The 12,484-nt window shown below is 36.1% G+C and carries 9 protein-coding genes; all 9 read left to right on the forward strand.

Annotation, left to right across the window (positions count from 1 at the left end):
- The first annotated feature begins 2 nt into the window (after positions 1-2).
- Positions 3-716 carry an aldose epimerase family protein gene (locus BQ7474_RS01310; protein WP_073997269.1) on the forward strand — a complete coding sequence of 238 codons (714 nt, stop codon included), beginning with the start codon at positions 3-5 and terminating at the stop codon, positions 714-716.
- Between the two features lie 90 nt (positions 717-806).
- Positions 807-1,082: a hypothetical protein gene (locus BQ7474_RS01315; protein WP_073997270.1), complete on the forward strand. Its 276-nt coding sequence runs from the start codon at positions 807-809 to the stop codon at positions 1,080-1,082.
- Positions 1,083-1,240: 158 nt separating this feature from the next.
- Complete coding sequence (locus BQ7474_RS01320) at positions 1,241-1,786, forward strand: TIGR01440 family protein (protein WP_218188971.1); 546 nt, start codon at positions 1,241-1,243, stop codon at positions 1,784-1,786.
- Positions 1,787-2,049: 263 nt separating this feature from the next.
- Positions 2,050-5,799 carry an InlB B-repeat-containing protein gene (locus BQ7474_RS01325; RefSeq protein ID WP_073997271.1) on the forward strand — a complete coding sequence of 1,250 codons (3,750 nt, stop codon included), beginning with the start codon at positions 2,050-2,052 and terminating at the stop codon, positions 5,797-5,799.
- Positions 5,800-5,808: 9 nt separating this feature from the next.
- The gene (locus tag BQ7474_RS01330; RefSeq protein ID WP_073997272.1) at positions 5,809-7,839 is read left to right on the forward strand and encodes a G5 domain-containing protein; all 2,031 of its coding nucleotides are present in this window, start codon (positions 5,809-5,811) and stop codon (positions 7,837-7,839) included.
- 118 nt (positions 7,840-7,957) lie between these two features.
- Positions 7,958-9,337: an NAD(P)/FAD-dependent oxidoreductase gene (locus tag BQ7474_RS01335; RefSeq protein ID WP_073997273.1), complete on the forward strand. Its 1,380-nt coding sequence runs from the start codon at positions 7,958-7,960 to the stop codon at positions 9,335-9,337.
- Positions 9,338-10,150 (forward strand): alpha/beta hydrolase, encoded by an 813-nt coding sequence (locus BQ7474_RS01340; protein ID WP_073997274.1) that lies wholly within the window; start codon positions 9,338-9,340, stop codon positions 10,148-10,150. It abuts the gene before it with no gap.
- Positions 10,151-10,850: 700 nt separating this feature from the next.
- On the forward strand, positions 10,851-11,120 hold the full coding sequence (locus tag BQ7474_RS01345; protein WP_044565708.1) for an ACT domain-containing protein: 270 nt from the start codon (positions 10,851-10,853) through the stop codon (positions 11,118-11,120).
- Between the two features lies 1 nt (position 11,121).
- A complete protein-coding gene (locus BQ7474_RS01350; protein ID WP_073997275.1) occupies positions 11,122-12,477 on the forward strand; it encodes a PFL family protein in 1,356 nt (451 codons plus the stop codon).
- Positions 12,478-12,484 lie beyond the last annotated feature (7 nt).

A 12,484-nucleotide genomic window follows, 5' to 3' on the forward strand; every position in this document is an offset into this window, starting at 1 on the left:
ATATGAAAAAAACAATTTCTAACTCAAGCTTAGTAGCAGAAGTAAATACCAATGGTGGATACATTGACTCACTTAAGCTAGGAGATAAGCTAATATTTTTCCCAAAAGTAATGGTGAAAATTGGCGATGAATTGAAAGTTAGAGGGGGCATGCACGTGTGTGCCCCTAATTTTAGTGCTGATAAGATCTTTAATAAACTTCCTTCCCATGGTTTTTGTAGGGATAGGGATTGGAAAATAGAAGATTCAAATGATTCTGCCATAAGACTTTCTCTTTCTATAGAAGGCGAAGGTGACTATGAAGATGTTTTGTTCAAACTTTCCTATGAACTTGTTGAAAAGTCCTTATTTGCGACCGTAAAAATAGAAAACAATAGCTCAAGTGATAAGATAATTGCACCAGCATTTCATCCTTATTTTTATGCTAATCATGATGATTTTGTGATAGATGATATACAAATAAACAAAGATGACTTGCCAAATAGCATCTATAGCAAATCTAATTCTCAAGGATTTAGGGCAAACGGCAATCACATCATGGTAAAAGGGATTACAAATGTAAATGAATTTGTATTTTGGACAGACTTTAAGGGCGATTATATTTGTGTAGAACCGACATATAATTCGATAGCATTTTCAGATAAAAATAAGCAAACTTATAAATTGGGCCCAGGAAATGAATTTGAATTAAAAATCGAAATAAAAATTCTTGATTAAGTTTATATATATTTTAATATATATGTTGACATATTTTAAAATGTGGTATAATAATATTAAGAAATTTAAACTACTCGAAGGGAGAATGAAATGCTTACAACAATTTTGTTTTTAATAGCAGGTGGACTAATATGTGCATTTGTTTTTAAAATTATATTTGCTATTCTAGGTTTTGTCCTAAGGCTTGTTGGTGGTGTCTTACTACTACCATTTTTAATGATTGCTGGCATTTTGTTAATACCTTTAGCAATACTAGGATTGGGCATAGGCCTAATAATAAAATTATTACCAATAATCCTTTTAGGAGGAGCAGGATACTTTCTCTACCAAAAGTTTGCTGGTCAAGGTAAATATTGGTACAAGTAAAATATAGCCGCTGCAATTTATAATTGTGGCGGTTTTTATCTGCCTAAATTAGGGAAATAGTTTAAAATCAAATCCGTACTATAAGCTTGTTTTCGGTTTTTATTTATGATTTATAAAGTAATAATTTGTTGTATAGTAATTATATTGAGGTGAATAAATTGGAAAATTTAGACAAAATACATAAACAAGTACACAAGGCCCTCCTAGAAGTTATTGATGCTTCTGGTATTGGGGAAGATGATATATTAGTCCTAGGTGGCTCCACTAGTGAGGTTGTAGGTGGCAAGATTGGTAAGGATTCTTCACTGGAAGTTGGAGAAGCTATTATAGATGAGTTTTTGCTAATTCTTAATGAAAGAAAAATTAATTTGGCAGTTCAAGGCTGTGAGCACATCAACCGTGCCTTAGTAGTAGAAAAAGAAGTGGCCAAAGCAAACAATCTAGAGATAGTAAGCGTAATTCCGGCCCTCCACGCAGGAGGGGCAATGAGCCTTGCAGCCTACCAAAAAATGCAAAATCCTGTCATGGTAGAACATATTGTAGCTAGAGCAGGCATAGACATAGGAGATACAGAAATAGGCATGCACGTAAAATTCGTCCAAGTTCCACTAAGGCTAAAAGAAAAACATATTGGAAAAGCAAGAGTTACAGCCCTAAAATCCAGACCAAAACTAATTGGTGGACAGCGTGCAATATATAAGTAGATTTTAAACATCTTAGATTTTTCTAAGGTGTTTTTATTATGTATATTTTTGGCCATAGTCTTAAGATAAATTTAATAAATTTTAAAAAACTTATAAAATAATGGGCTGAACCCATAAATCAAAATACTTATTGAAATTTTAAATATTAATAAAATTTTACAAAAAAAACGATCTTCTTAAAGATAATTTTACATTTTCCGAATTTATAGTTCATAAATACTAGTTATTATATGAATTAGAAAGTATAAAGGAGGATTCAGCTAGTGAAAAAATTGAAAAATTTTGTAAGAGTGTTATTTGCAATGATTTTCGCACTTACACTAGGCAATACACAGACTGTAGGAGCAGCAAGCGATACTGTTGTTATATATGAAGTGTATGGAGGCGGTGATAGCAATGGTGCTGTCTACAAGTATGACTATGTGGTACTAAAAAATGTAAGTAAAACATCCCAAAGCCTTGATGGTTTGTACCTTCATAAAGGAACAACTAAAGGGGCTTGGTTTGATCGTGAAAAAGTTGCATTAAAGGGTGAAATAGCACCTGGAGCTTATTTTGTGTTTAGGGGTGAACAACCTAGCTATAAAACAAATGGTAAAGAACTACCTAGATTTGACCAATCAGCAACAATGCAAATTGCCCAAAGTAAGTTTGCAATAGCTCTAACAAAAGGTTCACAAGCTCCAAGCCAAACCATTGGTGGCAATGTGATAGACCTTGTTGGAACCAACTCATTAAATGAAACAAAACCAGCAAGTGGAGCAAATGCGACTACATCTATAGTTAGGAAAAGTGACAAGGACACAGATGACAACTCAGTCGACTTCACAACAAAGACTCACAATGATGGCAGTGAACCACTAGATTATGTCAATGAAACTGATGATAGCCAACCAGAAGATGAAAAAATAAATATTTATTTCAATCCAAATGGTGGAAAACTTCCTGCAGCTTATGACCAATATACAGCTGATGAATATGGTGATATAGCAGTGTCATTTGAAAGAGATGCATACCATACAATCCCTGTCCCAACAAAAGAAGGATATGTTTTTACTGGCTATGATGTGGATGAAGGAACTATTGTTGATGAAGATGGAAATGACCAAAAAACAAGAAAGTTCATTCCAGATGCCAATAAGAAATATAAATTCAGCAATGATGAAATAATTCTTACAGCCCAATGGCAAGAAGTTCTACCAGAAGAATCAACAGTTACTATCGATCCAAATGATGGAGAAATGCTAGAAGATAAAGCTAAAACGATAGTAAAAACTGGAGATGCTTATACAATTGATTTTGAAGGTAAATATAAATTCTATAAAGATGGCTACCACTTCGATGGATTTGATGTTGAAGGTCAGCTTGAAGATAAGAATGGCAATAAGGTTGAATACATTAAGAGAGCAGATCCTTTCACTGATTATTATCCAAAATCTGATGTCACACTAAAAGTACGCTGGAAAGTAATGGAAGGTGGACAATTTAAAGCTTATATGAAAAGAGAAGATGGCACAGCCTTTAGTGGGACCCAATATAAGCTTTACCTCAAGGGCACTGACACAGAAGAAAGAAAATTCCCATATGGCGTAAAAAGAGAGGCCCAAACTCACAAAATGTCACTCCTACAACTTAAGAATGACAGCTATACATTGAGAGTTGAAGGATTAGCAGATGATGAATTTATAAAAGAAGTTCGCCTAAATGAAGATAAATATACACAAAATCAAGCTGATACTAAAGTTGAGCTTACAGAAAAAGATAAAGCTAAAATTGCAATAAAATATGATTCTCACTTTATAGCTCCTGAAGTAAACTTTGACGTAATTATAGGAAAAAAACCCGTAGAAAAAACATACAGCTTTACTCTAACTGGGGAAGGTGTAAAAGAAGTCACTGTACCAGGATTTAAAAGAGATAGCCAAATCAAACTTAATTCCCTTGAGCGTGAAGGATATAAGTTCCTTGGATGGAAACTAGAGGGTAGCCTATTTGACGCAGAAGGTAATGTAGTTACTGGGCTGATCTCTAACTTTGATCAAGTATATTACCCAGGATCAGATGTAATATTTACAGCTGTTTGGGAAAAAGAAGAAGAAAAAGCAACAGTAACATTTGCATTTAACAAAGCAATTAATGGTGTAAATATTCCAGAAGCTCAAAAAGTAGAGGTTGGAACTGAAATTACTCTTCCAGAAGTAAACCCAGAGGTTAAAGATGGATACTCATTCCTTGGATGGGCTATAGGTGACAATAAAAATGCAACAGCAAATCTAAAGCCAGGGGATAAAATCACAATAGAAGAAGATACAACTGTGATGGGTATCTGGGAAGGTGCCTACGGCAAAGTAAGCTTAACATTCCATACCGGCGAATTTATAGACGATAGTTTTGAAAACAGAGATAAGATTACTAAGTTAGAAGATGACCAACTTGCAGGTGGTGGATTTAATGTAGAAAACCAACAATCAGGCCAAATTACTGAAGGTAAAAAATCTTCTAGTAAAGGAAAAATCAGTATTAACAATGGTCTTGTAAAAGGAACCTACTCCCTAAATGTAACAGCCCCAGAAGGCTATGAAATAGTAAGAATTGCTAGAGATACAGGATCAAATGGCGTTATCGAAATTGAAAATGGTTCAACAATTTCACTACCTAGACCAGAAGTACCATTTAACCTAACCATGGTTGAATCTATATATGTTCAAGTTGAAAAAGAAGAACCCGCTATAGAACTACCACAAGGCCTATACATCTACGAAATCTACGGTGGAGGAGGTTTGCAACAATCATACTATGCAAATGACTATGTGGTACTCCAAAACGAATCGGATACAGACATTGACCTAGCAGGAATCAACCTCCATGTGTCTAAAGAGTGGAGACCAGAATATGCTTACAATATTCCTCTATCAGGGACTATAAAAGCTAATGACTACTTCGTAATCAAAGCAGGTGCAGGATTTAAGTCAGGTGAACAAAAAGAATTGCCAAGAGTTGACCTTGACCTATCAGGCGGCAAACTATACCAAAATGACTTTGACTACCAAGCAATAGGACTAGCCTTAACTATGGGACCTGAAGAACCAAACGAAAAAAATACAATCGATAAGGTTGGAACATATTACAACAACCAATATCTAGTAAAACCAGCTACATCACCACATGTAGATAGTTCCATCAGAAGAATAGCTTATGATGATGTAAACAAAACAGACTTTACAAAAGTATCCCACAGACCATATATCGCTGGCACAGCAGACCACAGAGAACCACTATGGTACCTAAAAGATAGCCAAGAAGAAAAGGTAAGAGTAAGATTTGCACACAATGTAGAGCTTACAAACAACGAAACTCCAGCTGAACAAAATGTTTGGTCAGGAACAAAAATCAAACTTCCAGAAGTTAAAGAAGAAGAAAAATTTGAATTCAAAGGCTGGGATGTAGATGGTGATGGTATAGCTGACAAAGCAGCTGGCGAAGAATTTGAAGTAAAAGAAAATCTAACAATCACAGGTATCTGGGAAGAAAAAGCACCAGAAGTGAAAACTATAAACTTCGTAGTTGACAAAGAAAAAGGAATAGCTACAGGTGATTTATCAGTAGAACTAGCTGAAGGTGAAGATCCACTAGAAAAAGCTCCAAAAGTTGAAGCCAAGGAAGGTTACAAATTTGTAGAATGGAAATCTTCTGAAGATGGGCTAACTTATACAGCTATATTTGAAGAAGCCCAAAAACCAGTTGAGCTTATTCGTGATAACTCAATCAAGTTCGAAGTTCTAGAACCATTTGAAGGTGATACAGAAGTGTTAGTAACAACATCTCAAGCGGGTGATCTTGTTGTAATCGAAGTAAATGGAAATGAAGTTCTAAGAAAAGCATCAAATCAAGCCAATGTAGAAGAATGGTATGAAATAAATCAAGCTGTTAAGAAAAATGACAAAGTTTCAGTATATATTGTCAGAAATAACCAATTTAAATCATCAAAAATTAACAAGAGAGTTGTTGAATAGGAGTAATAAATGGATAAAAAATTATTAGCTGTACTAATTTCTACCTCTGTAGTACTAGGAGCACATAGTGTTTCTAGTGCTGATGCAGAGGCACCAGCAGAAGCTGTAGCTGCAGATGCGAGCACTACAGAAGTTGATGGAATCGCAGAAGCGGACACAGTAAATGAAGAAGAAAATTTAGGAACGGAAACAACACCGGAAGAAGCTACAGGAGTTGAATCTGATGTGGATATGGGAGATGAAAACCAAGTAACAGATGAAAATGGAAATGATGCTGGTGGAAATACAAATATTGAAGTCTACGCTGCTGATGAAGATGCCTTAATTGACAAAATAATCATAGAGCTAGAAAAAGTTGGCATAAATCCTTATCCATGGACTAATAAAGAAAAGGCTAGTTTTGATGATAGGGCAATCAAAGACGGTACAGTAGTAGAAATTACCGATGGAAATGTTAAAGAAGTTATTGACATAAAGACTGCTGACAAAGAGACTATTAGAGAATTAGAAAAAAAATTAAATGAAGACAAAGTTGAGATAAATATAGTAGAGGCAGAAGAAGGCGAAAATAACCGCGGTAAAAAATATACTACCAGTGAAGAAGCAGGAGAGGATACTGATACCACAATTGACCGTCGTATAAAAATCTTCCAACTCTTCAACCCAGACCTCAAAGTTGTTGACCAAGATGGTAAGACTCTTGATCTAAATACTAAAGCCATTGTTTACTGGGATGCCAACACTGCAGAAGGAATGACATTAAAAGATGGAACGCTTCCAAACAATCGTAGAAATAGGATGCAAAGAAACAATGAGGGCAAAATTTACGTTGATGGTAAACCTCTAGGGATAGGTAGTATTGTAAAATCCGGAGATACAGAATATGAAGTAATCAACTTCTCATCGGATGCTGTCAATGGTACAACTATTCAATTTAAAGAATATGAAGCTAAACCAGAAGATAAAATTACAACAGAAACAGAAATTGAGAAAAGAGAAATACCTTTTATAGTTACTGAAATCAAGAGAGATGACCTTCCAGAAGGTTATAGAGAAGTTGTAAGAGCTGGATTTAATGGTTATCATATTGTTAGAGTTACAAGAATATATGTAAATGGTGTTGAAGACGAGTCAAAAAGAACTTCTGAAATTGTAGTAACAAGACCAGCTGAAGAAGAAATAGTATTAGTTGGTACAAAAAAAGATGAAGGAACTCCATTAACTCCACTAGAACCTTCTGAAGATGCTACAAGTGTTGATTACAAATTCGAATATACAGACTTCAAAGAAGAAAGAATAGCAAATCCAGAACTAAAAGTAGGCGAGGAAAGAATAATCCAAGTTGGTTCTGCTGGATATACCCTATACAAGGTCGTTCTAGATGGAAATGGTGAAGAAATTAGCAGGGAAAAAGTTGCTGAACGTATGGCTCAAAACCATATTGTAGAATATGGAACAAAAAAAGTAGAAGATGATAAGTGCGCATTCCCACTTATTCCACTAACACCAGCCAAAGAGATTGAAGAAGATAAGAGCGAAACTCCACTTATTCCTCTAACACCAGCAGAAGAAATAGAAGAAAAATGTGAAAATTCTTTAATTCCACTAATCCCTGGAAAAGAAATTGAGAAATTTGAAATTCCAGCAGCTGATGAAAAGCCAATACTTGAACCAAAAGTAGAAAGTATTACCGAAAAGAATAAGGAAGTTGATAAGCTGATAGGAGAAATTAACAAAGGCATTACAGAAATCTCTAATGTACTTTTGGAAAATGAAAATAAACAAGAAGAAGTAAAAGATAATAAAAAAGAAAGTGAAAAAGATATAAGAGATCAAGATTCTCTTAAAGAAAAACCTTTAGAAGAAGGTGTAGAGGCTATAAAAGTTCCAAAAGTTAATAAAAATGATAAAGAAGTAAAAACAATAAAGTCCGCTACTAAAGCTACCAATCCAAAAACTGGTATTGCAGGCTTGACTCACATTGCAGCCATTCTAAGTGCGTCAATTGTTGGCTTAACTGCTAGCAAAAAACGTAAATAAAATTAAAGTTTATCCGACTAGACCAGGCTAAATGCCTGGTCTTTAAATTTGCAAAAAACTTGTAAATTCTGGGCTTTCTTGTATAATACTTTAGGTTAAAATAGAAATGAGGAAAAATATGACTGATTATGATGTTATTGTTGTAGGTGCAGGCGCTGCTGGCGCTTTTATGGCCTACGAATTTAAAAAACTAAATACTGATAAAAAAGTCTTAGTCATAGATGGAGGTAGGAAGGTTCACGGGAGAACTTGTCCTATCACAGAGGGTAAAGTTGACCATTGTATAGGCTGTAAGCCTTGCAATATAATGTATGGCTTTGGTGGAGCGGGCACTTTATCTGATGGTAAGTACAATATAACAACTAACTTTGGTGGAGATTTACACCAATATATAGGCGAAAAAAAGGCCATGGAACTTATGGAATATGTAGACTCAGTTCTCATGGAATTTGATGGTGGAAACGAACTAGAGTTATATTCTACAGACAAAAATGATTTAAAAACTAAGTGTCTAAGATATGACCTTCACTTGCTTGATGCCAAGGTTCGCCACTTCGGTACAGAAAGAAACAAGGTAATCTTACAAAGAATCTACGACTATATAAAAGATGACATAGATTTTAAATTTATGTCAATGGTCACAGATGTCTACTATAAGGATGGTCAGTATTCTGTGAAAACAGATGATGGTAAGACCTATGCTTGCAAGGACCTCGTTCTTGCATCTGGAAGGTCTGGTTCAAAATGGGTATCTGAAATTTGTGACAAATTCAATATAACAACCAAGAAAAACAGGGTGGATATTGGAGTTCGTGTAGAAGTTCCTGCTGAAGTTTTCAAGCATATAACAGATGATGTTTACGAAGCAAAGATAATGTACCAAACCAAACAATATAACGATGTGGTAAGGACATTTTGTATGAATCCATATGGTCAGGTTGTTACAGAAAACACCAATGGTATTCTAACAGTAAACGGCCACTCATACACAGATCCTAAGTTAAGAACAGAAAATACCAACTTTGCTCTTTTAGTTACCAATAGATTTACAGAACCATTTGAAGATTCAAATGAATATGGTGAATCAATAGCAAAGGTCTCAAACATGCTAGGTGGAGGAGTGCTAATGCAAAGATTTGGAGATTTGGTAAAGGGACGTAGGTCATCAGAAAGACGTATGGCAAAATCATTTACCAATCCAACCCTAAATGCTACAGCAGGTGATCTTTCCCTAGTTATGCCAAAAAGACAGCTTGATGATATCATAGAGATGATTTATCAACTAGACAAAATTGCTCCAGGTATGGCAAATGACGACACGCTATTATATGGTATAGAAGTCAAATTCTACAACTCCGTAGTAGATGTGGATGATAAATTTGAAACATCACAAAAAGGCCTATACTGCCTAGGAGATGGATCGGGCGTAACCCATTCCCTATCCCAAGCATCTGCATCTGGCGTAGAGATGGCAAGAATCCTAAATGGAGAAAATTAAGTGAAATATTTTTACGAGCAAATTTCAAAAAAAGATGGCATAGTCCTAAGGGGAGTGGTAAATACTCCGGATGATTTTGATAAAAATAAAAAATATCCAACTGTCATAATGTATCACGGTTTTGGTGGTGATAGGGATGGTAGAACTTGGATGAGGATTCAAAACGCCAAACATTTGACCCAAAGAGGTTATATTGTCGTAAGGTTTGATTTTTCTGGGACTAATGAGTCCGATGGAAACTTCTATGATATGACTGTAACAAGAGAGCTATACGAAGCAAATATGATTTATGATTTCACAAAAATGAGGTCATATGTAGATAAGGATAGGATTTATCTCATTGGCCATTCTCTTGGAGGAGTTATATCAACACTAATAGGAGCAAAAATTAATCCAAGAGCCATAGCCCTACTTGCACCAGCAAGTGATATGAACAACATTGACTATCTAAAACTTGCAGTCCAAATTAGGGTAGAAGACGAATATGATAACTTAAGTGAAATAGAGAAGATTAAAAAAATCAAAGACCTTGAAGATTTCGATATAGGTGGAGAGAAGCTTCACAGGAGATTTTGGTTGGACTTCTTTAGGTACGATATCTACGAAGCTGCAGAAAAATACAAGGGCAATGTCCTAATACTAAGGGGTAACCAAGATGAGCTTGTTTTTAAAGATTCAAATGAGAAGTTAAACAAAGCTTTCCCACACTCTAAATACGAAGAAATCGACGGAGCAGATCATTCATTTACCAACTACGACCACAGGCAAATAATATTTGATAAAATGTATGAATTCTTTGAAGAGAATAAGTAAAACTAGCCACAAAAAATGTGGCTTTTTTAGGTATGACGGGCATGTTCTAATGCTGGGGTGAAAATCCCTACAGAGCGTAGTTACCAACGAATCTAATAGCGACCCCGAAGTTTTAGATGGTGACAACTAGGAAAGAAGAACGGCTAGCGAAATCGTGGCTTGACGAACAGGAACAGAATATAAGGCGTAACAGGTGGGCAAGCTAGCCTAAGATAGCAAAGACCCAAAAGGTAACCGTAAACCCAAAGCGTAAATTCTGCAAGTAAACGATGAAAGTACTAGGACTTATCCCGTTAGGTCTCATAGACGACACAGTGGTAACAACGAACTATGAGAAGTCAGCAGAATCTATAGTAGCGAAGAAGTTTCTGTAATGGAAATGGAGCGAAGGGAGGAACAATATTTATTGCAATATTTGAAAAGGATGCACTATGACTTATGGAATACAAGAAATGACGTATTCATTTCTCAAGGTTCGGATACAAAAAGAATAAAGTTAAATAGTTTCAACAGAAATAAACAATATGATACAAGAGAATATTGAACCGCCGTATGCCGAACGGCACGTACGGTGGTGTGAAAGGGACTAGATCTTAGCCCCTATTCGATTTACACTAAAGCCCTTAGGGGCTATTTTTCTTTGCACTAATTAATAAAAGGGTAAAATCATAAGCAGGAAAAGTCTCATTAGGAGGAAGAAATGAAAGCTATACTAACAGTCATAGGAAATGACCAAGAAGGAATTATCTATAAAATTTCTAAAGTTTTATATGAATACAATATCAATATCCTTGATCTAAGCCAAACTATAATGGAAAATCAATTTGTAGGAATGTTTAATATCGACTTTACAAAGTCAGAGGCAGACTTTGCTGAGATTAAGAAGGCCTTTGATAAGCTAGCCGATGCGAACAATCTCGAAATAAGAATCCAAAACGAAAAGCTCTTTGACGCTATGCACAGGATTTAATATGGATAAGAATAATATTATTGAAACAATCAAAATGCTAGATGAGGAAAATCTCGACATCAGGACCCTTACTATGGGTATTTCCCTTTTTGATTGTATAGACAAAGATTATAAAAAAGCATGTGATAAAATTTATGATAAAATCTTAATAGAAAGCAAGGACTTTATCAAGACTTCTAAGGAAGTCTCTGCAATATATGGTGTGCCAATCATTAATAATAGGATATCTGTTACACCAATTTCTCTTATTGCGGCAGCGACAGACCTTGACGATTACACTCCATTTGCCGAATGCCTCGACAGGGCGGCCAAGGACGTTGGAGTAGACTTTATAGGGGGCTTTTCTGTCCTAGTTCAAAAGGGCATGACCAAGGCTGATGAGATTTTGATTAAATCTATCCCTAAGGCCATATCGACTACCGACCTGGTATGTTCAAGTGTAAATGTAGGATCAACTAAGGCAGGAATCAACATGGATGCTGTAGCCATGTGCGGGGAGGTCGTAAAAGATTTGGCAGAAAAAACTAAGGATACAGATGCCCTAGGATGTGCCAAGCTTGTAATATTCTCAAATGCCGTAGAGGATAATCCCTTCATGGCAGGAGCATTCCACGGAGTAAGTGAGGCCGATACAGTAATTAATGTCGGAGTTTCTGGACCTGGAGTAGTAAAGGCAGCAATTTCAGGCAAGGATGATCTTCCGATCAATGAAATCTGTGAGATTATCAAAAAGACAGCCTTTAAAATCACTAGGATGGGCGAGCTTGTAGCAAGAGATGTCTGCGATAGACTTGGCAAGAGCTTCGGAATCCTTGATCTATCCCTAGCTCCAACTCCAGCAATTGGCGATTCTGTAGGAAGAATCTTAGAAGAGATTGGAATAGATAATGTAGGGGGACACGGAACAGTTGCAGCCCTAGCCCTACTCAATGACGCTGTAAAAAAGGGCGGTCTTATGGCAAGTGCCTCTGTCGGAGGACTTTCTGGTGCCTTTATACCAGTGAGCGAAGATGAAGCGATGATTAAAGCAGTAGATGTAGGACATTTGACCTTTGACAAGCTAGAAGCCATGACCTCTGTTTGCTCTGTTGGTCTTGACATGATTGCAATCCCTGGCTCTACAAGCTCAGCTACAATTTCTGCCATGATTGCAGATGAGGCGGCAATAGGAATGATAAATGCAAAAACAACTGCAGTTAGAATAATCCCAGTTCCAGAAAAGGAAGTTGGAGATTATGCCGAGTTCGGTGGACTTTTAGGCTATGCACCAATTATAGATATAGGAAATTCAAATTCAGATAAAATGATCAAAAGAGGCGGCCACATACCAGCCCCTGTTCACTCATTCAAAAACTAAGGAGGAA

The organism is Anaerococcus urinomassiliensis (genome assembly GCF_900128425.1).
In the GTDB taxonomy this organism is placed as follows: Bacteria; Bacillota; Clostridia; order Tissierellales; family Peptoniphilaceae; genus Anaerococcus; species Anaerococcus urinomassiliensis.

Coding starts and splice junctions, on each gene's coding strand:
- BQ7474_RS01345 (WP_044565708.1), top strand. CDS start 10,851: ATGAAAGCTATACTAACAGTCATAGGAAATGACCAAGAAGGAATTATC.
- BQ7474_RS01350 (WP_073997275.1), top strand. CDS start 11,122: ATGGATAAGAATAATATTATTGAAACAATCAAAATGCTAGATGAGGAA.
- BQ7474_RS01335 (WP_073997273.1), top strand. CDS start 7,958: ATGACTGATTATGATGTTATTGTTGTAGGTGCAGGCGCTGCTGGCGCT.
- BQ7474_RS01310 (WP_073997269.1), top strand. CDS start 3: ATGAAAAAAACAATTTCTAACTCAAGCTTAGTAGCAGAAGTAAATACC.
- BQ7474_RS01330 (WP_073997272.1), top strand. CDS start 5,809: ATGGATAAAAAATTATTAGCTGTACTAATTTCTACCTCTGTAGTACTA.
- BQ7474_RS01315 (WP_073997270.1), top strand. CDS start 807: ATGCTTACAACAATTTTGTTTTTAATAGCAGGTGGACTAATATGTGCA.